The sequence below is a fragment of the Phenylobacterium sp. genome, assembly GCF_004799515.1.
In the GTDB taxonomy this organism is placed as follows: Bacteria; Pseudomonadota; Alphaproteobacteria; order Caulobacterales; family Caulobacteraceae; genus Phenylobacterium.
Window position 1 is genome coordinate 54101 of sequence record NZ_SSMX01000007.1, and the last position, 22998, is coordinate 77098.

The 22998-nt window shown below is 70.2% G+C and carries 21 protein-coding genes; 11 read left to right on the forward strand and 10 right to left on the reverse strand.

The annotated features are described in order from the left end of the window. The first annotated feature begins 18 nt into the window (after positions 1-18). Together E8A49_RS03510 and E8A49_RS03515 are read left to right on the forward strand one after the other, a co-directional pair. A complete protein-coding gene (locus tag E8A49_RS03510) occupies positions 19-1773 on the forward strand; it encodes a c-type cytochrome (RefSeq protein WP_293376425.1) in 1755 nt (584 codons plus the stop codon). 26 nt (positions 1774-1799) lie between these two features. Next, complete coding sequence (locus E8A49_RS03515; protein ID WP_293376427.1) at positions 1800-2462, forward strand: YbhB/YbcL family Raf kinase inhibitor-like protein; 663 nt, start codon at positions 1800-1802, stop codon at positions 2460-2462. Between the two features lie 167 nt (positions 2463-2629). On the opposite strand, the gene E8A49_RS03520 is transcribed toward E8A49_RS03515, so the two are convergent. Next, entirely contained in the window at positions 2630-3421 is a 792-nt protein-coding gene (locus E8A49_RS03520) for a PEPxxWA-CTERM sorting domain-containing protein (RefSeq protein ID WP_293376429.1), read from the reverse strand. A gap of 266 nt (positions 3422-3687) precedes the next feature. On the opposite strand from E8A49_RS03520, the gene E8A49_RS03525 reads away from it, so the two are divergent. Continuing rightward, positions 3688-5301, forward strand: a complete 1614-nt coding sequence (locus E8A49_RS03525) for an MDR family MFS transporter (protein WP_293376431.1) — start codon at positions 3688-3690, stop codon at positions 5299-5301. Positions 5302-5304: 3 nt separating this feature from the next. On the opposite strand, the gene E8A49_RS03530 is transcribed toward E8A49_RS03525, so the two are convergent. The 6 genes from E8A49_RS03530 to E8A49_RS03555 all read right to left on the reverse strand — a co-directional run bounded on the left by E8A49_RS03530 (position 5305) and on the right by E8A49_RS03555 (position 12921). Further along, entirely contained in the window at positions 5305-5697 is a 393-nt protein-coding gene (locus E8A49_RS03530; RefSeq protein ID WP_293376433.1) for a GFA family protein, read from the reverse strand. A gap of 40 nt (positions 5698-5737) precedes the next feature. After that, complete coding sequence (locus E8A49_RS03535; protein ID WP_293376435.1) at positions 5738-7195, reverse strand: coniferyl aldehyde dehydrogenase; 1458 nt, start codon at positions 7193-7195, stop codon at positions 5738-5740. Positions 7196-7288: 93 nt separating this feature from the next. Continuing rightward, on the reverse strand, positions 7289-8134 hold the full coding sequence (gene nadC / locus E8A49_RS03540) for a carboxylating nicotinate-nucleotide diphosphorylase (RefSeq protein WP_293376437.1): 846 nt from the start codon (positions 8132-8134) through the stop codon (positions 7289-7291). A gap of 10 nt (positions 8135-8144) precedes the next feature. Further along, on the reverse strand, positions 8145-9686 hold the full coding sequence (locus tag E8A49_RS03545) for an L-aspartate oxidase (RefSeq protein ID WP_293376539.1): 1542 nt from the start codon (positions 9684-9686) through the stop codon (positions 8145-8147). Further along, a complete protein-coding gene (nadA, locus tag E8A49_RS03550; protein WP_293376439.1) occupies positions 9683-10768 on the reverse strand; it encodes a quinolinate synthase NadA in 1086 nt (361 codons plus the stop codon). The genes E8A49_RS03545 and nadA overlap by 4 nt, the downstream gene beginning before the upstream one ends. A gap of 170 nt (positions 10769-10938) precedes the next feature. Beyond that, positions 10939-12921 carry an ATP-binding protein gene (locus tag E8A49_RS03555; protein WP_293376441.1) on the reverse strand — a complete coding sequence of 661 codons (1983 nt, stop codon included), beginning with the start codon at positions 12919-12921 and terminating at the stop codon, positions 10939-10941. Between the two features lie 235 nt (positions 12922-13156). On the opposite strand from E8A49_RS03555, the gene E8A49_RS03560 reads away from it, so the two are divergent. Further along, positions 13157-14329 (forward strand): cell wall hydrolase, encoded by a 1173-nt coding sequence (locus tag E8A49_RS03560; RefSeq protein ID WP_293376443.1) that lies wholly within the window; start codon positions 13157-13159, stop codon positions 14327-14329. Here E8A49_RS03560 and E8A49_RS03565 read toward each other — a convergent pair. Continuing rightward, on the reverse strand, positions 14326-14829 hold the full coding sequence (locus E8A49_RS03565) for a GNAT family N-acetyltransferase (protein WP_293376445.1): 504 nt from the start codon (positions 14827-14829) through the stop codon (positions 14326-14328). The two genes, E8A49_RS03560 and E8A49_RS03565, sit on opposite strands and share 4 nt — an antisense overlap. A gap of 156 nt (positions 14830-14985) precedes the next feature. Between E8A49_RS03565 and E8A49_RS03570 the strand changes: the two genes are divergently transcribed. Further along, positions 14986-15831, forward strand: coding sequence for an MBL fold metallo-hydrolase (locus E8A49_RS03570; RefSeq protein WP_293376541.1), 846 nt, complete (start codon positions 14986-14988; stop codon positions 15829-15831). Between the two features lie 28 nt (positions 15832-15859). Here E8A49_RS03570 and E8A49_RS03575 read toward each other — a convergent pair whose 3' ends face one another. Together E8A49_RS03575 and trxB are read right to left on the reverse strand one after the other, a co-directional pair. Further along, entirely contained in the window at positions 15860-16066 is a 207-nt protein-coding gene (locus E8A49_RS03575) for a hypothetical protein (RefSeq protein ID WP_293376447.1), read from the reverse strand. A gap of 112 nt (positions 16067-16178) precedes the next feature. Continuing rightward, entirely contained in the window at positions 16179-17204 is a 1026-nt protein-coding gene (trxB, locus tag E8A49_RS03580) for a thioredoxin-disulfide reductase (RefSeq protein ID WP_293376449.1), read from the reverse strand. A 33-nt stretch (positions 17205-17237) separates the two neighbouring features. Between trxB and E8A49_RS03585 the strand changes: the two genes are divergently transcribed. The 6 genes from E8A49_RS03585 (at position 17238) to E8A49_RS03610 (ending at position 22995) form a co-directional block, all read left to right on the forward strand. Next, positions 17238-17435 (forward strand): hypothetical protein, encoded by a 198-nt coding sequence (locus tag E8A49_RS03585; RefSeq protein ID WP_293376451.1) that lies wholly within the window; start codon positions 17238-17240, stop codon positions 17433-17435. Positions 17436-17484: 49 nt separating this feature from the next. Further along, complete coding sequence (gene pseI, locus E8A49_RS03590; protein WP_293376453.1) at positions 17485-18540, forward strand: pseudaminic acid synthase; 1056 nt, start codon at positions 17485-17487, stop codon at positions 18538-18540. Between the two features lie 65 nt (positions 18541-18605). After that, the gene (locus E8A49_RS03595) at positions 18606-19556 is read left to right on the forward strand and encodes a hypothetical protein (protein ID WP_293376455.1); all 951 of its coding nucleotides are present in this window, start codon (positions 18606-18608) and stop codon (positions 19554-19556) included. A 75-nt stretch (positions 19557-19631) separates the two neighbouring features. After that, positions 19632-21332, forward strand: a complete 1701-nt coding sequence (locus E8A49_RS03600) for a hypothetical protein (protein ID WP_293376457.1) — start codon at positions 19632-19634, stop codon at positions 21330-21332. Beyond that, the gene (locus tag E8A49_RS03605; RefSeq protein WP_293376459.1) at positions 21329-21949 is read left to right on the forward strand and encodes a hypothetical protein; all 621 of its coding nucleotides are present in this window, start codon (positions 21329-21331) and stop codon (positions 21947-21949) included. The genes E8A49_RS03600 and E8A49_RS03605 overlap by 4 nt, the downstream gene beginning before the upstream one ends. Continuing rightward, entirely contained in the window at positions 21949-22995 is a 1047-nt protein-coding gene (locus tag E8A49_RS03610; protein ID WP_293376461.1) for an SRPBCC family protein, read from the forward strand. Before E8A49_RS03605 ends, E8A49_RS03610 begins: the two co-directional genes overlap by 1 nt. The last annotated feature ends 3 nt before the right edge of the window (positions 22996-22998 follow it).

Genomic DNA, 22998 nt, shown 5'->3' on the forward strand with positions numbered 1-22998 from the left:
TACGAGGGGGAAGACGCCATGGGCCTGGATGGACGCTGGACGCCGTCTCGATCGGTGCTGCTGGGGATGGCCGCCGTCGCGGTCGGCGGGACGCTGGGATCGCTGGCGATCCACGGCGCGACCCAGGCCGCGCCCGCCAAGGCCGGCGGCGCGAGCTGCTCCAACGCGGGCATCGGCATCACGCTCCCGCCCGGCTTCTGCGCCACGGTGTTCGCCGACAACCTGGGCAACACCCGCCACATCGTCGTGGCCGCCGACGGCACGGTCTACGCCAACACCTGGAACGGCTCGTCATACTTCCGCGGCACCACCGGCAATCCGGGTGGCTTCCTGGTCGCCCTGCAGGACACCCACCATGACGGCAAGGCCGACAAGGTCACCTACTTCGGCATGACCCCGGCCGAAGGCTCCAAGGGCGGCACCGGCATCGGCCTCTACAAGAACGCCGTCTACGCCGAGATGAACGACGAGATCGTCCGCTATCCGCTGGCCGCCGGCTCCGACGTGCCGACCGGCAAGCCGGAAGTCGTGCTGTCGGGCATGCCGCTGGGCGGCGACCACCCGATGCATCCTTTCGCGATCAATGCGAAGGGCGAGATGTTCGTCGACATGGGCACGGCCACCAACTCCTGCCAGCCGAAGAACCGCCAGCCCGGCGTGCCCGGCGCCGAGCCCTGCGTCGAGAAGGAGACCCGCGGCGGCACCTGGCTCTATTCCGCCGACAAGCTGGACCAAAAGTTCTCGCCGGCCGAGCGCTACATCACCGGCCTGCGCAACGGCATGGGCCTGTCGTTCGACGCCCAAGGGCGCCTCTACGCCACCCAGCACGGCCGCGACCAGCTGATCCAGAACTGGGGCAAGCTCTATCCGGATGTTAAGCAGACCGTCGAACTGCCGTCCGAGGAGCTGGTGCTGGAGACCAAGGGCGCCGATTTCGGCTGGCCCAACTGCTACTACGACAACTTCCAGAAGAAGCTGGTGCTGGCGCCGGAATACGGCGGCGACGGCGGCAAGACGGTGGGCGTTTGCGCCAGCAAGTCCGCGCCCGTGGCGGCCTTCCCGGCCCACTGGGCGCCCAACGACATGACCATCTACAAGGCCAAGGCCTTCCCGGCGGCCTATCAGGGCGGCGCCTTCATCGCCTTCCACGGCTCCTGGAACCGCTCGCCCGAGGCGCAGGACGGCTTCAACGTGGTGTTCCAGCCCCTGAAGGACGGCAAGGCCAGCGGGGCCTACATCGTGTTCGCCGACGGTTTCGCCGGTCCGAACAAGGCCTCGGGCAAGGCGATCTTCCGCCCGACCGGCGTGGCGGTCGGCCCGGACGGGGCGCTCTACATCTCGGAAGACACCAAGGGCCGCATCTGGAAGGTGACCTACCAGGGCCCGCCCGGCGCGCCGCTGACGCCCGCGCCCGAGCCCACCTATGCGGCGCAGGCTCCGGCTGCAGCCGAAGGCGGCGCCGGCCTGCCGGTCCCGCCCGGGGCCACGGCCGATCAGGTCGCCAAGGGGATGGCGCTGTTCAAGGCCGGCTCCTGCGGCGGCTGCCACGGCGCCGACGCCACGGGCGGCTCGATCGGTCCGCCGCTCAACACCGGCAGCCCGATCTGGACCGACGGCAGCCTGGGCTCGATCAAGGACCTCATCGCCAAGGGCGTGCCGCAGCCCAAGCAGTACCGCAGCCCGATGCCGCCTGAAGGTGGGGCGCAATTCTCCGACGACGACCTGAACGCGGTCGCGGCCTACGTCTGGGCCGTCGGCCACCAGAAAAAATAATCAAGGGACCTGGGAGGGAACCACCGATGACCAAGACGATCCGTATCGCGGCCGCCTGCGCCGTCGTTCTGGGCCTGGCCGCCACACCGGCCCTGGCTCAGGTCCACCGCTCGAACCCCGGCGATCCTGACGCGAAGACGGCGTTGGACCTGATGCCGGGCAAGGGCAAGCTCACCGTCACCACGCCCGCCTTCAAGGAGGGCGAGCAGATCCCCTTCGAGAACACCCAGTACCGGACCAACACCTTCCCGGGCCTGACGTGGAGCAAGGGGCCGTCGGGGACGAAGTCCTATGTGCTGATCATGCAGGACAACACGCTGATCCTGCGCGGCGCGCCGATCCTGCACTGGACGCTGATCAACATCCCGGCCAGCGTCACCAAGCTGGCTCCCGGCATGGCGCCCGACGGTAATCCGCCCGGCTCGTCCTACGGGCCGAACTACATGGGCGCGTCCAAGCCCTACACCGGCCCGCGCACCCCGCCGGGCCCGGGCGACAACTACCACTTCGAGATCTTCGCCCTCGACACCACTATCCCTGACGAGGGCAAGTCCGACTATGCGGCGATCACCAAGGCGATGGACGGCCACGTGCTGGCCAGCGGCGAGGTGGTGGGCCACGGCATCGCCGACCCCAACGCCCCGCCGCCCGCGCCGCGTCCGGCGGCGGCTGCGACGCCGAAGCAGTAGGTTCCTGATTTAAGGCCGCTCATCCCGGCGAAGGCCGGGATCCAGATCTCGAACCGCAGTGGCGGATCGGATGGGCTCTGAGGTCATAGAACCCGCGCCCGGGGTCTTCCATCTGGGTCCCGGCCTTCGCCGGGACGAGCGGCTGTAATGACCCGGGGGTCCGAACCTCAAGCCATGAGCGCGCCGCGGCGCCGGGCGGACCGCAGGGTCGCGCCCAGACCGCCGAAGCCCAGCAGCATCAGCGCCCAACTCGCAGGCTCCGGCACCCCGCCGTTGGCTCCGGTCGGCGGGCCCGCGCCGATGTCCGAGGGCACGTCGTACTTCAGGTTGTCGAGGGCGATGCCGTAGGGGTCGACGTTGGTGATCGACACGCCGCGAACGTCCTTGAGGCCGCCGTCGGTCTCGAAGCCGTAGGCGGCGCTGGACAGGTTGGTCAGGGTGATCGACTGCAGCAGGCTGCCGTCGTTGGCGTAAAAGCTCACTGTCGCGTCCCCGCCGTTGCCGCCGACCAGCTGGAAGCCGAACTGCGACTGGTCCGTGGAGAACAGGAACGAGACGGCGCCTTCGCCGATCCCGTCGTCGTTCGGGTAGCCGACGGGGCCATCGGGGGCCAGGACGTTGCTGCTGATCTCGGTGAAGATGTTGAGGTTCTGGTTGGGGGCGCCGGCCACCAGGGTCAGCGGCCCGGTCGGGTTGCCGGACAGGACATCGAAATTGCCGTTGTAGCTCAGGGTCTGGCCTTTGAAGCGCTCGGCGAAGGCCACGCCGTTGTCGACCACCACGCCGTCATAGTCGACGCCGACCCCGCCGTTGACGAAGCCGCCGGCCAAGTCATCGAAGGTCACCATCTGGCCGCCGGTCAAGGAATAGTAGGAGGTCTGGTTGATGGGATCGGCCATGGCGCAGGCCGGAAGCAACAGGCCCGCGGCCGCAGCCGCGGCGCAAAAGACGCTCTTCATTAGGTTCGGTCCAGACGGCGACGTGAAGGAAAATCCCAGCCTTCACCGTCGCTTAGCGTGAGGCCGGCGCAGAGGGCTAGAGACGCGCCGATCTCCCTGCAAGCGACCTCTCTCAGGGTGCGAGCCGTTCGCGCCCGGCGACAGAAATTGCCGCCGGCGGCGCGGTTTTCTCCGTCCTGGGCTGCGCGGCGGGGCGATGCGCATGCAGGTCTTGTCGCGCCGGGACGCGTACCTAGGTTATGAAGCCTTGGGGATTCGGGGTGGGGGTGGCTGTGGCGGAATTCACCGAGGTCGAGAAGCGCGTCACGCTCTGGGGCGTCGCCATCGTCTTCCTGCTGTCGGCGCTCGATCAGACGATCGTAGCGACGGCCATGCCGCGGATCATCGCGGAGCTGAACGGCCTGGCGCTCTACAGCTGGGTGACCACGGCCTACCTGCTGTCGTCGACGGTGATGGTGCCGATCTGGGGCAAGCTGGGCGACCTCTTCGGGCGCAAGCCCGTGCTCCTGGCCGGGATCACCATCTTCCTGGCGGGCTCGTGGCTGTCCGGCCTGTCGGGAGAGTTCGGGCCGTTGCCGCTGATCGGCGGGGGCATGGTGCAGCTGATCGTCTTCCGCGCCGTTCAGGGGATCGGCGGCGGGGCCTTGTTCACCACCGCCTTCGCCATCATCGGCGACCTCTATCCGCCACGCGAGCGGGGCAAGATCGGCGGCATGTTCGGCGCGGTATTTGGACTCTCCAGCACCATCGGCCCCCTGATCGGCGGCTATTTCACCGACCACGGGACGGTCAGCCTGGCGGGGCATGTGATCGCCGGCTGGCGCTGGGTCTTCTACCTGAACCTGCCGCTGTCGCTGCTGTCGCTGTTCATGATCATCGTGAAGATGCCGAAGATGTCCCACCAGGCGAAGGGCAAGATCGACTTCATCGGCGCGGCCCTGATCATCGCCACGGTGGTGCCGCTGTTGCTGGCGCTGACCTTCGGTGGGCACCAGTATCCCTGGCTCTCGCCGCAGGTGCTGGGGCTGTTCGCGGCCTCGGCGGCGGGCCTCATCCTCTACATCGTGGCCGAGCGGTTCGCCTCCGATCCGATCCTGCCGCTGGAGCTGTTCAAGAACAGGGTGTTCTCCACCGCCAACCTAGCGGGCTTCCTGGTCTCCATGTCGTTCATGAGCACGGTGGCCTTCCTGCCGCTGTTCCAGCAGTTGGGGCAGGGCGTGGCGGCGACCACCAGCGGGCTCGCCAGCCTGCCGCTGATGTTCGGGCTGTTCGGCTCCTCGATCCTCGTCGGCCGGCGGGTCAGCCAGACCGGCAAGTACAAGGGCTATATGATCGGCGGCATCATCCTGACCTTCCTGGGCATCTGGCTGCTCAGCCGCATGCATGCCGACACCAGCCGGCTGGACCTCGCCTGGCGGATGCTGGTGCTGGGCGTCGGCCTGGGTCCGGGCCAGAGCCTGTTCTCGCTGGTGATCCAGAACGCCATGCCGATCAGCCAGCTGGGGGTGGTGACGTCCTCCAGCCAGTTCTTCCGCCAGATCGGCTCGACCATGGGGGTGGCGATCTTCGGCACCTTCCTGACCGCCAACCTGAACTCGGGGCTGGGCAAGATCATGCCGGGCGTCGACGTGGGCAAGCTCAGGGCCATGGGCGGGGCGGCGCATGCCGGGGCGGCGCCGGTGCTGCCGATGTTCGTCAAGGTGATCATCTCCGACGCGATCACCGGGGTGTTCTTCCTGGGCCTCTATGTGGTGGCCGTGGCCTTCCTGGTGACGTTGTTGATCCCGTACGTGCCGATGCGCGACCACAGCCTGATGGGCGCCCAGGCCTCGCCGGAGAAGGACGGCGACACCGTGATCCCCGCCGAGGCGCACCTGTAGGCGCTAGGCCTCGGAGCGGCCGTAGGGGTCGCGATCGCGGTCGTATCGCCTCGTGAGCGGAAACGGCGGCAGCCAGGCTTCGCGGCGGACGATCCAGCTTTCGTAGGTGGGCGTCAGCTGGTCGGGCGCGTCCAGGGCGCCCAGGTTCACTTCGACCTCGTCGACGGTGCGCGCGAAGACCGACGAGCCGCAGCGGGGGCAGAAGAACCGGCCGGCGTAGTCGCGGGTCTCGCCCTCGATCGTCACCGCATCCTCAGGGTAGATCGCCGAGGCATGGAACAGCGCGCCATGATGCTTGCGGCAGTCGAGGCAGTGGCAAAGGCCGACACGGTAGGGGCGTCCCGACGCCACGATCCGCACGGCGCCGCACAGGCAACCACCCGTGACCCGATCCATGCTGCGTCTCCCCGAAAATCAACCGACCGGAACGGCGCGCCTAGGCCTTCAGCTGCCCGGCCAGGAACTTCTTCACGCCCTCGCCGTAGGGCGGACGCAGCGCCTTCATCGGGCCGAGGTCCTTCTTGATCTGGCGGTAGACGGACTTCCGGTGGCTGAACTCTCGGAAGCCGTCGACGCCGTGATAGCTGCCCATGCCGGAGGGGCCGACGCCGCCGAACGGCAGGTCCTCCATGGCCACGTGGAAAATCACGTCGTTGACCGTCACCCCGCCGGAGGTGGTCTGGCGCAACACCTTGGCCTCCTCGTCGGCGTCGGCGCCGAAGTAGTAGAGGCCGAGCGGCCGGTCGTGGGCGTTGACGTAGGCGATGGCCTCGTCGACCGAGCGATAGGTCATCACCGGCAGGACCGGGCCGAAAATCTCCTCCTGCATCACCTTCATCTCGTCGGTGGGATTGAGGATCAGGGTCGGCGGGATCTTGCGGTGCTCCTGTTGGCTGAAGTCCTCGCCGGCCGGGTTGATCTCGACGATCTCGGCCCCCTTGGCGCGGGCGTCGTCGACGTAGCCCTTGATCCGCTCGTAGTGCCGCTCGGCGATCACGGCGGTGTAGTCGGGGTTGTCCTTGATGGTCGGGAACATCTGTGTCACCGCCGCCGTGGCCTCCTTGACGAAGGCGCCCACCTGGTCAGCCGGGGCCATGACATAGTCGGGGGCCAGGCAGATCTGGCCGGCGTTCATGGTCTTGCCGGCCATGATGCGGGCGGCGGAGGTGGCGTAGTCGGCGGACTTGCCGAGGATCACCGGGCTCTTGCCGCCCAGCTCCAGGGTGAGCGGCACGAGGTTGGCGGCGGCCGCCTTCATGACGTGGCGGGCGATGGAGGTCGCCCCGGTAAACACCAGGTGGTCGAAGGCCAGTTCGGAGAAGGCCTGGCCCACGTCCGGGCCGCCGGGGAAGACGGCGATCTCCTCCTCGTCGAAGGCCTCGGCGAACATCTTCGCCATCAGCTCGGAAGTGGCGGGGGTGAACTCGGACGGCTTGATCATCGCCCGGTTGCCGGCCGCCAGCACCCCGGCCAGGGGCGCGAAGGTCAGGTTCACCGGGAAGTTCCAGGGGCTGATGATGCCGATGACGCCCTTGGGCTGGTAGAGGATCTCGGCCTTGGCGCCCATCAGGCCCAGGATGGCGGGCGTGGTCTTGCGCTTCTCCGGCTTCATCCAGGCCTTCAGGTGGGCCTTGGCGTGCTTCATGGGGCCCAGAGAGGCGCCCAGGTCGGTGATGCCGCTGACCGCCTCGGCGCGGGCGCCGAAGTCCTGGGTCAGGGCGGCGACGATGGCGTCACTGTGTCTCAGCAGGGTCGCCACGGCCCGGTCGATGCGGTCGATGCGCGCCTCGGCGCTGGGTGCGCCGTCGCGGATGTGGGCGGCCTTCTGGCGGCGCAGGACGTCCGCCATCCGTTGGGCTTCGCCGGCGGTCTCGATCTTCGGCGCGACGCTCATGGCCGATCCTCCCTTATCGTTGATAAGACGGTGGACCGACGTTCGGCGGTGAGCAAGCGGGAAGCCGCGGGCAGGGGCGCCTAAGGCCGACGCTCAGGCCGCGTCCAGGCCGATGTCGAGGACGCTGGCCGAGTGGGTGAGGGCGCCGACGCTGATCACGTCGACGCCGGTCTCGGCGATGGCGCGCACGGTGGCGAGGTTGACGCCGCCCGAGGCCTCCAGGACTGCGCGGCCGGCGGTGCGGCGCACGGCTTCGGCCAGGTCGTCCAGGCTGAAGTTGTCCAGCATCACCACGTCGGGGCCGTATTTCAGGGCCTCTTCGAGCTGGGTCAGGCCGTCGATCTCCACCTCGACCTTGGTGAGGTGGCCGGCGGCGGCCTTGGCGCGTCGGACGGCCTCACCCACCGAGCCGCAGGCGGCGATGTGGTTGTCCTTGATCAGGATTGCGTCATCCAGGCCGAAGCGGTGGTTGACCCCCCCGCCGCAGCGCACGGCGTACTTCTCCAGCGCGCGCAGGCCAGGCGTGGTCTTGCGGGTGTCGACGATCAGGGCGCGGGTCCCCTCGACCGCGGCGACGTAGGTCCGCGTCAGGGAGGCGATGCCGCAAAGCCGGCCCAGGAGGTTCAGGGCGACCCGCTCGGCGCCGAGCAGGGCGCGTGCATTGGCCTCGACCCGGGCCAGGACAGCGCCGGCCTCGACGTGTGCGCCGTCGTCGACGGCGGCGGCGAAGTGCGCGTGCGGGTCGAGGGCGGCGATGGCCAGGCGTGCGCAGGACAGGCCCGCGACGGCGCCCGGCTGGCGCGCGGCGAAGACGGCGGAGAGGCGGGCGTTCGCCGGAACGCAGGCCTGCGAGGTGATGTCGCCGGCGCGGCCGAGGTCCTCGGCGAGCGCGGCCTGGACAATGGGGGCGACCAGCAGGTCGGGCAGGGGTTCGGTCATTCGGCCCAAATCACTCCGCCGCGTGCTTCCAGGCCGCAGGGGCGAGGTCGGCCCAACGCACGAAACTGCGGCGCGGCTCGGCGCCGGCCGCCGGGAAGTCGGCGCGGAAGTGGCCGCCGCGGCTTTCCTGGCGGGCCAGCGCGCCGGCCGCCACCAGGCGGGCGGCGACCAGGGGCGCGGCGCGGCCGTGGCCGGCCTCCAGGGTGTCGATGGCGTCGAGCAGGCGGGTCAGGCCGGCTGCGTCGCGCACCACGCCGGCGTCGCGGCTCATGGCCTGGCGCAGGGCCTGGAGGGCCTCACCGGGCAGCTCGGGCGCGACCAGCCGCACCAGGCGTGCGGGCGGGGGCGGCGCTTCGGCCGCCGCCGCGCGCCCGGCGCGGGCGCCAAAGACGGCGGCTTCCAGCAAGGAGTTGGAGGCCAGGCGGTTCGCGCCATGCACACCGGTCGAGGCGCATTCCCCGGCGGCGAAGAGGCCGGCCAGGGAGGTGCGGCCCTCGGCGTCCGTGGCGATCCCGCCCATGTGGTAGTGGCAGGCCGGCGCCACCGGGATCGGCTCGACGCGGGGGTCGACGCCGCCGGCCAGGCAGGCGGCGAAGACGGCGGGGAATTCGTGGGGGAAGGCCTCGCCCACCGCGGCGCGGGCGTCGAGGAAGGCGCCGCGGCCGGCCTCACGCTCGGCGTGGATGGCGCGGGCGACCACGTCGCGCGGGGCGAGCTCGGCGTCGCGGTGATAGCGGCCCATGAACCGTTCGCCGCCCGCGTCCACCAGCACCGCGCCCTCGCCGCGCAGGGCCTCGGTAGCCAGCGGGGCGGGATCGCCGCCGATGTCGATGGCGGTGGGATGGAACTGCACGAACTCCGGGTCGCCCAGGACCGCGCCGGCCAGGGCGGCCAGGCCCAGGCCCTCGCCCTTCAGCTCGGCGGGGGTGGTGGTGACCGCGTAGAGGCCGCCGATCCCGCCAGTGGCCAGGATCACCGCCGGGGCGGCGATCTCGACCAGGCCGCCCCCGAAATCATCTGAGCGTTCGGCGATCACGCCGCGCACCCGGCCCTCGGCGTCCTGCAGGAGGCCGCGCAGGCGATGGCCGGACCGGACCTCGATGTGGGGGGCGGCGAGCACGGCGGCCAGCACGGCGTGCATGATCTCGGCGCCGGCCTGGTCGCCCTTCACGCGGGCGACGCGGGCGCGCGAGTGGGCGGCCTCCAGGCTCTGGGCGAAGGCGCCGTCCTTCGTGCGGTCGAAGGGCGCGCCGAGATCGGCCAGGGCGCGGACGGCGGCGGGGCCTTCCTGCGTCAGGAGGCGCGCCATGCCCGCATCGACCAGGCCCGCGCCGGCGGCCACGGTGTCGGCGGCATGGCTTTCCGGGGTGTCGCCGTCGGAGAGCGCCGCGGCCATGCCGCCCTGCGCCCAGGCCGAGGAGCAGCCCTGGTTCAGCGGCGCATCGGTCAGCACCAGCGCCTTGCGTGGCGCGGCGGCCAGGGCGGCGGAGAGGCCGGCCAGGCCCGCGCCCACGATCAGGACGCCGTCATGGGTCAGGCGCTCGGCCATCAGATCAGCTCGACGTCCACATGGTGGCGCGCCTTGACCAGGTCGTAGCGGGCCGGCGTGGCCGGGGGCGGCAGATCGACCATGCGCTGCACGGCCAGGCGGGCGCGCTCGGCGATGGCGGGATCGACGGTGACCTCGTGACGGCCGGTCAGCAGGGTCTCGTAGATGTTCTCCAGCGTGATCCGCTTCATGTGCGGGCAGAGGTTGCAGGGCCGCACGAACTCGGTCTCGCGCACGTCTGCGGCGACGTTGTCGGCCATGGAGCACTCGGTGATCAGCACCACCCGCTTCGGCTTCCGCGTCAGCACATAGTCGTTCATCGCCGCGGTCGAGCCGGTGAAGTCGGAGACCTCGATCACCTCGGCCGGGCATTCCGGGTGGGCCAGGACCTCGGCGTCCGGATAGGCGGCCTTGATCTCGAGGATGTCGGCAGCGGTGAAGCGCTCGTGCACCTCGCAGCGGCCCTGCCAGGCGATGATCCTGATGTCGGTCTGGCGGGCCACGTTGCGGGCCAGGAACTCGTCGGGGATCAGGATGACGCGGTCGGTCCCGAACAGCCGGGCGGCTTCCTCCACCACCTGCACGGCGTTGGCGCTGGTGCAGCAGATGTCGGTCTCGGCCTTCACCTCGGCGGTGGTGTTGACGTAGGTGACCACCGGCACGCCGGGATAGCGCTGCTTGATCAGGCGCACGTCGGCGCCGGTGATCGAGGCGGCGAGGCTGCAGCCGGCCCGCAGGTCGGGGATCAGCACGGTCTTGTCCGGCGACAGCACCTTGGAGGTCTCGGCCATGAAGTGGACGCCGGCCTGGACGATGATGCGGGCCTTCGACCGGGCGGCCTCCTTGGCCAGCGCCAGGCTGTCGCCGACGAAGTCGCCGACCCCGTGGAAGATCTCCGGCGTCATGTAGTTGTGCGCCAGGATGACGGCGTCCTTCTCGGCCTTCAGCCGATTGATCGCCGCGATCAGCGGGGCCTGGGCGCGCCATTCCATGGGCGTGACGTGGCGCTGGACCTTGTCCCACACGGGACGCGTCTCGCGCTCGACTTCAGGGGTGAAGGGGAGCTGGAATCCGTCCGCCGCCATGCCGACCTCCTTATGCTCAAAATGAGCATTTCTTCGGCCTAAAAAGACGCCAGCAGAGGCTTTCCCTTCCCTGGCGTCAGTTATGCTCAAACGGAGCATAACGGGTTCATGACATATAGGCCTGTGGGGCGAATGCGCAAGTCACGAATCGTGACGGGGCTCGAAGGCCCTCAGGCGGCCTTGCCCATCACCGCGTCGATGACGGCGGCCAGGGTCTCGGACGGATAGGGTTTGGTGAGCAGGGGCCAGGGCGCTTCGGCCGCGGCGCCCAGGGTCTCGCCGGTGTAACCGGAGGTGAGGATCACCGGCAGGCCGGGGCGCAGCGCCACGGCGGCGTGCGCCAGCTCAACCCCGTTCATGCCGCCCGGCATGATCAGGTCGGTGAGCATCAGGTCGATGTGGCCGGGGGTCTCCAGGATGCTGAGCGCCGGGGCGGCCGCGTCGGCGCGCAGCACCTGGTGGCCCAGGTCCGACAGCATGGCCTCGACCATTTCGCCGACGCTGGCGTCGTCCTCGACCAGCAGCACCCGGCGGGCCGGGCCGTGTGGTTGAGCGGCCGGCGCCTTCGGCGCGGCGGCGGCCGGATCTGTGCGCACCTCGGCGAGCGGCAGATAGATGCGCACCGTCGCGCCCTTGCCAGGCGCCGAGTCGACCACCACCGCCCCGCCGCTCTGCCGGGCGAAGCCGTAGACCTGGCTCAGGCCCAGGCCCGTGCCACGGCCGGGCTCCTTGGTGGTGAAGAAGGGCTCGAAGACCCGCGCCGCGGTCTCGGCGCTCATGCCTTCGCCGGTGTCGAGGACCGAGACGCAGAGGTAGTCGCCGGCTGGCGCGTCCTCCGCCTCGCCGGCGCGCAGCGCGCAGGCGTGGGTCTCCACGCGGATGCCGCCGCCGGCCGGGGTGGCGTCGCGGGCGTTGACCACCAGGTTCATCACCGCGGCCTCGAACTGGCTGGGGTCGATGCGGGCCACCGCCCCGGGCGCGCCGGTCTCGAAGGTCAGCGACACGGCCTCGCCGACCGCGCGGCGCAACAGAGGCTCGGCCTCGGTGAGGATGTCATCCACCCGCACCAGCTCGGGCTTCAGCGCCTGGCGGCGGGAGAAGGCCAGGAGCTGCTGGGTCAGCCGCTCGCCGCGCTTGGCCGCGCCCTGAGCGGCCTCGATCATCCGGTCGCGCCGGGCCGCGTCGTCCGGATGGCGCTGGATCAGGTCCAGGGCGCCGATGATCACGGTGAGCAGGTTGTTGAAGTCGTGGGCGACCCCGCCGGTGAGCTGGCCCACCGCCTCCAGCTTCTGGGCGCGGCGCAGCGCCGCCTCGGCCTCGTCGCGTTCGGAGAGCGCGGCCTGCACCCGCTCGGCCAGGAGGTCGTTGATGCGGGTGAGGTCCGCCTGGGCGCGCCGGGCGTCGCTGACGTCGTAGCCGACGCCGATGTAGCCGGAGAGCTCGCCGTTCGGCAGGTAGCGGCGCTGCGAGACCGAGCGGATCCACGGGTACGAGCCGTCGCCCCGCCGGTAGCGCGCCTCCCAGATGAAGTCACGGCCCATGGCGGTGGCCTCGGCCTCCTCGGCGGTGATGCGGTCGAAGTCGTTGGGATGGATGAAGGCGCGCCAGTCGAAGCCCAGCGCGGTCTCGTAGTCGACGCCCAGGAAGTCCTGGAAGGCGCGGTTCACGAACTCCCGCGTGCCGTCCAGCTTGGAGACCCACATCAGAACCGGGGCGCTGTCGGCCAGCATGCGGAAGCGCTGCTCGGTGGCGATGAGGTCGGCCTTGACCTTGGCCTCGGCGGCCTTGGTCTCGTCGAGCCGCAGGAGGGCCTCGCGCAGGGCCGCGGCCACCAGCACCGTCGCCGCGCCGGACAGCGCGAACTGGATCAGCACCCCGCTGCGCGACGCCGACGAGACCACCTGGGTGCCGAAGATCCCGGCGATCATCACCAGCGCCAGAGATCCCCAGCCCCAGCGGGGCCCGGCGTAGAGGGTGGCCAGGATGAAGGCGGGGAAATAGGTCGCCGAGACCCCGGTGGCGTTGGCGGGGCCGATCAGCAGCACGCGGACCAACAGCGCGCCGGCGAAGGCGGTCAGGGTGATCAGGACGGCTTGCCAGAGCGGTGGCGTCCGCCGGGGGACGAAGCGCAGCGGCCACTCGGACGGCGTCATGCCAAGGCGTCTCCCAAGGCGTCTACGGCACACAAACTGCAGGCCTTACCCGTGGCGGCCAGAATGGGAGCGCTGGCGGCGAGGCGCAACGGGCGATATGACGCTCCCCCGCTGGGCGGCTGTCCCGTTTCGGCGAAGCTTGTTCATCTTTTGGCCCGGTTTGCGGCCTAATCCGCGCCACGGCCGTTATCTAGGCGGGCGCGCAGACAGGGAAGACGGCGAGATCCTCGAGAGTTTGGACAGATGGCGCCGCACCGGCTGGGTGGCGGCCCTGGCGGCGGTCGCGCTTGGCGTCTGTGCGCTGGCGGTCATGCACGCCCAGGGGGCCAGGGCGAACGCCAAGCCGCCCCCGGACAGCCGGAGCCTGGCCGCACAGGGGCTTTCCGATCCCGCCCTGATCGCCGCCACCGCCAGGCTCGATCCCGGCGTGCGCGAGATCGCGCGGCGCCACGACCCCGGCCTGCGTCGTCCCGATCCGTGGGGCCGCCCGCCCGGCTGGATGAGCCTCGACCTGCGCCAGGTCCCGGACCTCGGCTTCTCCACCCAGGAGGGCGACGGGGCGGTGGTGGTCAACCAGCTGCGCCCCTTCGCCGGCCTGCCGATCCGGCCCATGCGGCCCTTCGTGCTGGAGGCGAGCGCCGACGACAGCGCGCGCGCCCTGCACTGCATGACCCAGGCGATCTATTTCGAAGCCGCCCGCGAGCCGGTGAAGGGCCAGCAGGCCATCGCGCAGGTGGTGCTGAACCGTCTGCGCCATCCGGCCTATCCGAAGTCGGTGTGCGGGGTGGTCTACCAGGGCTCGGCCCGGCCCACCGGCTGCCAGTTCACCTTCACCTGCGACGGGGCGCTGCGCTGGACGCCGCAGGCGGCGCTGTGGAGGCAGGCTGAGGACGTGGCCAGGCGCGCGCTCGCCGGCTTCGTCGACAAGGAGGTGGGCTCCGCGACCCACTACCACGCAGCCTACGTCGTGCCCTACTGGGCGCCGACGCTGGTCAAGATGACCCAGGTGGGCCAGCACATTTTCTATCGCTGGACCGGCCCCTGGGGCGAGCCGCCGGCCTTCACCGGCCGCTATGTGGGCCGCGAGGCGGACCTGTCGCCGCAACTGCTGGCCAGCGTCGATGCGCGCACCCAGGGCTTCCTCGCGCCGGAGGCCCAGCACATCCCGCCCGAGCGCAAGATCACGCTGGCGGTGGCCGGCGAGGTGCGCACCTACGCCGTGGCCGACCCGACCACGGCCAGCGGCGAGCGCACGCGGGTTATGGGCACGCTCTACGCCGCGCGCCGCCAGCCGACGCCGGAGGAGGTCAAGAAGATCAACGACAGCCTCGCGGCCATGGAAAACGGCCTCGACGCCTCGGCCGCGGCGCCCGCCAGGCCCAAGCCCGAGGGCAATCCGCCGGATTAGCCGTGGCCCGCGATGTCGGCCGCGAAGGCGCTGGGATAGGCGACGTGCAGGGGGCCTGAGAAGGCCGCGTCCTCGAGCGCCAGGGCCTGGAAGGCCTCGAGGCCCTGGAACGGGCTTTTGACCTGGCGCGCGGCCTCGGCGGAGAAGCCGAAGCGGCCATAGTAGGCTGGATCGCCCAGCACCAGGAGGCCGTGGCAGCCGAACTCGCGGGCGTTCTCCAGGCCGGCGCGCATCAGGCGCGAGCCCACGCCCTGACCCTGCCGCGCGGGCGTCACCGCCAGGGGCGCGAGCGCGCCATAGAGCTCGGACCGGTTGGCCCACAGCCGGCTGAAGAGGATGTGGCCGCAGAGCTCGCCCTCTTCCTCCGCGACCAGCTCGAACACCACGTCGCCATCGGCGCGCAGCTGGGCCACGAGGTCGGCCTCATCGGCCTGGCCGAAGGCGTCCTTGACCAGCTGGGCGATGGCGGCGTGGTCGGCGGGGCGGACGTGGCGGATCATCGGACGACCCTAGCGGCCCGAGGCCGGGCGGCCCAGGTCGCGCACTCATAAAATTGACCGCGGCGGCGACCCTGCGGCCGAGGCGGAAATGACGAAGCGAACAAGGATCGCTAAAACCTCCATCGATCGAATCTTGCGCGGGGAGGCGTGAGCGCGATGCTGAGCTGGCAGGTGGGCCGGGTGAAGATCACCCGCATTGTCGAGATGGACCTGCCGGTCCCGGCGAAGTTCATGCCACAGGCCACACCCGAGGCGCTGCGTAAGTCGCCGTGGCTCTATCCCCACTTCGTCAGTGAGGACGACGCCATCCTGAAGCTCAGCGTCCATGCCTTGCTGGTCGAGGCGCCGGGGTTGAGGCTGGTCGTCGACACCTGCATCGGCAACGACCGGCCCCGCGAGATCACCGGTGACGAGCCCCTGGCGACGCCCTTCCTGCAGCATCTTGGCGCGGCGGGCTGGTCGCGCGAGGGCGTCGACGTGGTGGTGTGCACGCACCTGCATGTCGATCACGTCGGCTGGAACACCATGCTCGAGGACGGCCAATGGACGCCGACCTTCCCGAAGGCGCGCTACCTCATCGGCCGGCGCGAATATGAGTTCTGGAGCGTCCACGAGGACGCGGAGCAGCAGGCGATGATGGGCGACAGCGTCAAGCCGATCTTCGACGCCGGCCTTGCCGAGCTGGTGGAGCTGAACCACGTGATCTCGCCGGAGATCCGGCTCACGCCGTCCATCGGCCACACCCCGGGCCACGTCAGCGTGATGATCGAATCCGAGGGCGAGCGGGCGGCGATCACCGGCGACATGGCCCACCATCCCTGCCAGATGGCGCACCCCGACTGGGTGTTCGGGGATGACGACCCGAAGGCTGCCGTGCTGACCCGCTCGCGCCTGTTCGCCGAATGGGCCGACCAGCCGACCCTGGTCATCGGCACCCACTTCCCGGCCCCGACCGCCGGCCACGTCGTCCGCGACGGCGTGGCGTTCAGGTTTGCGGTGTGAGGAGGCTTATCCTAGCCGTCGTCACATCCTACTCGCCGTCGAATTGAGACCCGAAGCTACGCGGCTCCAGCGGGCGGCGCGCGGCGCGGCGTTCGTTGCGGGCGGCCTCGGCGGCGAGCTTCTTCCAGCCATCGGCGATGGACAGGTACACGTCCTTTTCCGCGAGGCTTTCGGCCCGCGCCGCCATGCGCTGGACCGCCTGGGCCTGCGCCTCGTATCGCTCGCTGTCCCTCATCGCGCCTGCTTCCACGGCCCCAACCCTTTCGGGCGCGGCGCAGTTTCCTTGGCGACAAATTAGGGCAGGATTTTGAGCTAAGCCGTTGGGCCGGCTTCGCAAACCCGCGGTATCACCAGACGCCGATCTTCTCGGCCTCGTGATGGGTGAGCGGCTGGCGGGCCTTCTTGTGATCCTCCTCGGCCAGGAAGCGCACCGCTTCCAGGGCCGCCATACAGCCCATGCCGGCGGCGGTGACGGCCTGGCGGTAGACGTCGTCGGTGACGTCGCCGCAGGCGTAGACGCCCTTGATCGCGGTGGAGGCCGTGCCCGCCTTCACCTTCAGATAGCCCGAGGCGTCCATCTCGAGCTGGCCCTTGAACAGCGCCGAAGCCGGGGCGTGGCCGATGGCGACGAACACCCCGTCGCAGGCGATCTCGCGGGTCTCGCCGGTCTGGACGTCCTTCAGCCGCACGCCGCTGACGCCCACCGGATCGGTGGTCCCGGTGACCTCGTCGATGGCGGCGTTCCAGATGACCTCGATCTTCGGGTGGGCGAACAGGCGCTCCTGCAGGATGCGCTCGGCGCGGAACTCGGCGCGGCGGTGCACGACGGTGACCTTCGAGGCGAAGTTGGTGAGGAACAGGGCCTCCTCGACAGCGGTGTTGCCGCCGCCGACCACGACCACCTCCTTGCCGCGGTAGAAGAAACCGTCGCAGGTGGCGCAGGCCGAGACGCCGAAGCCCTGGAAATGCTGCTCTGACGGCAGGCCCAGCCACTTGGCCTGGGCGCCGGTGGCGATGATCAGGGTCTCGGCCAGCCACTCCTGGCCGCTGTCGGTGGTCAGCCGGAACGGCCGCTGCGACAGGTCCGCGGAGAGCACGATGTCGCTGACGATCTCGGTCCCGACGTGCTCGGCCTGAGCCTGCATCTGGTCCATCAGCCAGGGACCCTGGATGACCTCGGCGAAGCCCGGGTAGTTCTCCACGTCGGTGGTGATGGTGAGCTGGCCGCCGGGCTGGATGCCCTTGATCAGCACGGGGTTCAACAAGGCGCGCGCGGCGTAGACCGCGGCGGTGTAGCCTGCGGGGCCCGATCCGATGATCAGGCAGCGGACCTGATGGGCTTCGGGACGGGGTTCGGAACGATCATCGGACATGGCCCTTATGTAGGTGCGATTCTGGAGCTTCACATGCAAGACGAATTGAAGACGGCCGGCGTCGTCGCGCTCGTGGGCGCCGCGGTGGGCGCCGGTGTGGCCCTGGGCCTTGGCCTGCGGGTGTTCTCGGCGCTCGCCATGGTCGGGCTTGGCACCGGCATCGCGCTGGGCGTCATCGTGGGCGGCAAGCGCGTCGCGGCTGTCGAGGGGCCGCCGCCGTCACTGCTCTGAGGGCCGAGGTTAACGACGCCTTCAGCGCCCGGACCTAGAATCGCTCGCCATGAGCGCCCCTCCCGAGATCGAGATCGCCGGCCGCCGGATCGGGGCGGCGCATCCGCCCTATGTGATCTGTGAGCTGTCGGGGAACCACAACGGCAGTCTCGACCGCGCGCTGGCGCTGATCGACGCGGCGGCGGCCACCGGCTGCGACGCGATCAAGATCCAGACCTACACCGCCGACACCATCACCATGGACGTCGACCGGCCAGAGTTCCGCATCCAGGGCGGCCTCTGGGATGGGCGCAGCCTCTACGAGCTCTACCAGGAGGCCCAGACGCCCTACGCGTGGCACGCGGCGCTGTTCGCCCGCGCCGCCGAGCGGGGCGTGACCCTGTTCTCCAGCCCCTTCGACGAGACGGCGGTCGACCTGCTCGAGAGGCTGGGCGCGCCGGCCTACAAGATCGCCTCGTTCGAGGCCGTGGACCTGCCGCTGATCCGCTACGCCGCGGCCCGGGGCAAGCCGCTGATCATCTCCACCGGCATGGCCAATCTGGCGGAGATCGAGGCCGCTCGGACGGCGGCGCTGGAGGCCGGCGCGGCTGGCGTGGTGCTGCTGCACTGCGTCTCCAGCTATCCGGCCGACCTGGCCGACGCCAATGTGCGCACGGTGGCCGACATGGCGAGCCGGTTCGACAGCCCCATCGGCCTCTCCGACCACACCCGCGGCTCGGCGGCCTCCGTCGCGGCGATCGCCATGGGGGCCAGCGTCATCGAGAAGCATTTCACCCTGGCCCGCGTCGACGGCGGGCCGGATTCCGCCTTCAGCCTGGAGCCGGCGGAGTTCTCAGGCCTCGTGCGCGACTGCAAGGACGCCTGGACGGCGCTTGGCCGCGCCCACTACGACGTGCTGGGCTCGGAGCGAGGCAATCTGCAGTTCCGCCGTTCGCTCTACGTCAGCGCCGACGTCAAGGCGGGCGAGCCCCTCAACCGCGCCAACGTCCGCTCCGTCCGCCCAGGCCTCGGCCTGCCGCCGGCCGAGTTGGACGCGGTCCTGGGCCGCCGCGCGGCGCGCGACCTCGCCCGCGGCGAACCGCTGGCGTGGGACATGGTCGAATAGCCAATCGTTAACGCCGGATTCAGCCAAATCGCGGCTCTTTGCGTATCCTACGCGGAGACCGTTCGATGACCGCCATGCCGATGCAAACCGCCCACGCCTGGGACGCCGACCTCGCCGAGACCGTGGTCGAGGACTTCATCCGCGACGGGGCGCACCTGTTCGACCGGCCGCTGGACCAGCACGCCTGCGCCGACCTGCTCGGCCGCATCCGCGCCACCCGCGATTTCGACGCAAGTCTGTTCCTCAGCGAGGCGGAGTTCGACGCCGACCCGCAATACACCGGCGTCAATCCGCGCCCCGGCCGCAACCTGCTGGAGCGGTTTGAGGACCGCCTGGGCTTCGTCGAGAAGGACCCGCTGCTGGTGGAGGGCATCACCGCCCTGATCGGCCCGGACTACGAGATCCTCAACAAGAAGGTGGTCTGCGGCGTGCCGGCCTCGGCCGTGCCCGAGTGGCTGCGCCAGCGCATCCTGGGCAACCCGGTGAACAACCTGGGCGCCTATGTGCGGCCGCAGTACCGGGACGTCACCTACTTCTACGGCATCGATTTCCACCAGGACCTGATCGACTACAAGGCCCGCGAGGCCGACTTCCTGACCCTCTACATCTACCTGCACCCGGTCAGCCGCGCCGACGCGCCGCTCTACCTGCTGCAAGGCAGCCATATGCTGGGCGGCTCGATGTTCCCGCACAACCTGACCCGCATCGGCGACAAGGACTGGCTCTATCGCAACGGCGAGCACGGCGAGGTCGTGGCGCGCCAGAAGGTGCTGACCGGCGAGACCGGCTTCGCGGCCATTTGGCACGCCTGCACCCTGCACGGCACCCAGCCGGACGCCGCCGACCACGAGCGGATCTCGCTGCGCTATCTGGTGGCGCGCCGGCATGCGGGGCCGGTCGGCCTCGACCGGGTGAACGCGACCCTGCGCGGCCCCCTGAGCCTCACCGACACCCGCAAGGACCTGGCGGCCGACGGCTCGGCGGCGATCAAGGCCAACACGGTGCTGAAGGCCTAAGTCGCCCCGCCTTCAGCGGGCATTAACCATGCTGGAGGACTGTCGGGGCCTAAGTCCCCGGAGCCTCGCCCGCGCATGACCGCCGCCCTCGCCAGCCTGGCCCCGCGCGATCCCGTCGCCGAGGGCAAGGAGATGCTGTTCGCCGGCGACCTGGCGGGCGCCGTTGCGGCGTTCCAATCCGCCGCACGAGCCGAGCCGGCGGACCACGAGAGCCGCTACTGGCTCTACAGCGCGCTCACCGCCGCGGGCGACGCCGTCGGCGCCGCGGCGAGCCTGGAGGAAGCCCGCGTCCTGCATGCGGTCACGGTCCTGCGCGAGCTGGGCGCCGACATGACGCGGCTGCAGACCGACAGGGCCTATTGCGCCGATCTCGGCCGACGCGCCTACGCCGCCAAGCTGATGGGTCCAGCCAGCCTCGCCCTGGGCCGCGGCCTGGATTTCGAGCGGCTCGATCCGCAGCTGATGCTGAACTATGGCCTTTCCCTGCAGCACCAGGGCCGGGCCGAAGAGGCGATACAGGTCTTCCGCGCCCTCACCGAGGTCTATCCGGTGTCCGGCCTGCACCAGTTCCTGCTCGTGCCGCACTTCTATGTGGCCGACGGCATCGCCCGGCACACGGCCGAAGCCAAGCGTTGGGCCGAGCTTCACGCGCCGCCCCGGCCCGCGCCGGCGTTCGCCAACCCGCCCGCCGCCGGCCGCAAGCTGCGGGTCGGCTATGTCGCGCCCAACTTCAATCAGTTCCAGAACCGCCAGTTCGCCCAGCCGGTCATCGAGGCTCATGACCAGGGCGCCTTCGAGGTGTTCCTATATCCCGCGCAGGCGGAGCTGGCGGCCCCGGGGATCACGGTGGCGGCGGTCGGCGGACTGGAAGACGCCGCGGCGGCCGAGCTGATCCGCGGCCACGGGATCGACGTTCTGATCGACTGCTGGGGCCACAACGCCGGCAACCGCCTGGGCGTCTTCGCCCTGCGCGCCGCGCCGGTGCAGGCCACCTGGCTCAACTACCAGCAGACCACCGGCATGACCGCCATGGACTACGTACTCTGCGCCGACTGCGCGGACGGGCCGGACATCGAGGGCGCGTTCGTGGAGAAGGTCTGGCGGATCGGCGACAACTCCGCTGCCTTCCGGCCTGACGGCGAGCCGTCCATCACCCCGGCGCCGGCGTTGAAGAATGGCTATGCGACCTTCGCCAGCTTCAACAATCCGGCCAAGTTGTCCGACGAGACGGTGGCCGCCTGGGCGCGGATCCTGAAGGGGGTTCCAGACGCGCGGCTGACCCTGAAGTACGGCTATTTCCAGGACCCGGTGCTGCAGGCGGTGACCTCGGCGAGGTTCGCCGCGCATGGGGTCGATCCCGCGCGGATCGACTACCGCGGGCATTCCACCGGCGAGGCCTATGTGGCGGCGTTCGGTGACGTCGACCTGGCGCTGGACCCGTCGCCGGTGCCCGGCGGGACGACGTCCCTGGAGGCGTTGAGCCGGGGCGTGCCGGTGTTGACCCTCATGGGCCCCAACTTCTACGCCCGCGCGGCCCTGCCGATCTTTGTCTCCGCCGGATTGGAGGACCTCGTCGCCGCCGACTGGGACGGCTATGTGGCCCGCGCCATCGCGCTGGCCGGCGACTTCGACGGCCTGCAGGCGCTGCGGGCCCGCGTCCGGGCGGGCTTCGCCACAGCGGGCTACCGCGACCAAGCCGGCGTCGCCCGCGACATGGAGGCGGCCTTCCGCGGGATGTTCGCGGCCTGGGAGCTTGGCGAGGGGCGTCCGGCATGACCGACTTTGTCCTGGTGGGCGGCGGCGGGCTGGCGCGCGAGGTGCTGGACTGGTTCCTCCCCGTCCTCGAGGGATCGGGCAGCGGGTTCGTCGGCTACGTCGACGACGGTGACGACCCCATGGCTGTCTTCGGCCACCGTTTGAAGCATCTCGGCCCGATCCAGGGCTTTGCGCCCGGGCCGGGCGTGGAGCTGGTCATGGGCATCGGCGCGCCGGCCGGCAAGGCGGCGGTGGCGGCGGCCCTGAAGGATGCGGTGTTCGCCACCATGATCCATCCCAAGGCCTGGATCTCGGCCTCGGCGCGCATCGACGCCGGCGCGGTGATCGGCCCCTTCGCTCACACTTCCGCCGACGCCCACGTGGGCGAGCTGGTGATGCAAGGCGCCTTCGCCGGCGTCGGGCACGACGCGACCGCCGGCCGGTGCTGCTCGCTCAGCGGCTATGTGGACCTGATGGGCTGGGTCAAGACGGGCGAGGCCTGCCTGTTCGGCTCCGGCGCGCGGGTGCTGCCGCGCCTGACCGTCGGCGACCGCTGCACCATCGGCGCGGGCGCGGTGGTCATGCGCAACGTGCCCAACGACGCCACCCTGTACGCCGCCCCCGCCAAGAGGCTCTGATGTCTGCATCCGTCGAGACCCTGATCCGGGACTACTGGCACCTGGTGGCGCACCGCAGCGAGCTGGCCAAGCCCGGCGACTTCGTGCGGCTGTCCTGGGCGGCGGGCGACCTCGTACTCTACAACGACGAGGGCGTGGTGATCGCCTTCGACAACGTCTGTCCGCATCGGGGCGGGCGGTTCTTCGTCGAGGACCGCGGCAACGCGCGGGCGATCTGCCCGTACCACGGCTGGAGCGTGCGCGGCGGCGAGGTGCGCGTGGCGCGGCGCGAGCAGTTCAGCGCCTGCGACCTGAAGAAAGCCGTGCTGAATCGCTATGTCACGGCCTGGTGCGGCGACTTCCTGTTCGCGGGCGTCGCGCCGGTGATGAGCCTGGAGCAGCAACTCGACGCCTTCGGGACGCGCCTGTCGGACATCGCCCACGACATCTCAGCGCCCCGCGACCTCTACAAGATCGACTTCCAGGCCAACTGGCGGGTGGCGGTGGAGAACGCGCTGGAGGCCTACCACGTCAATTCCATCCACCCGGACACCCTGGCGCCGATGGCGCTGTGTGACGACACCGACAGCTACGCCGGGTTGAATTCCGCCTTCCACGCGCGGGTGGGGAACCAGCGCACCGCGCGTGGCCTGACGGCGCTGCGGCGGTTCTTCGACATCCGGGCGGGGTTCGAAGGCTATTGCACCTACTACATCTTCCCCTTCGCCATGGTCTCGTCGACCTACGGCTATTCCTATTCCCTGCAGACCTTCTTCCCGACGGCGGAACAGCACCGCAGCTGGTTCTACAGCCGCCTGTTATCCAGCCGCGCGGTCGAGGGGACGGAGACCTTCTCCGAGACCCTGCTGACCGCCACGATCGCCGCCAACCACCAGATCTTCGACGAGGATCACGAGATCTGCCGGCGGGTCAGCCATCGGTACGACCTGGACAACCCCGAGCGGATCTATGCGTCCAGCGAGGAGCGGGTCCGGTTCCTGGCGACGACGCTGCAGGCGATCACGGATCAGGCCGCCGCCAATCCGCTGCTCAAGCGGGCGCGCTAGGCC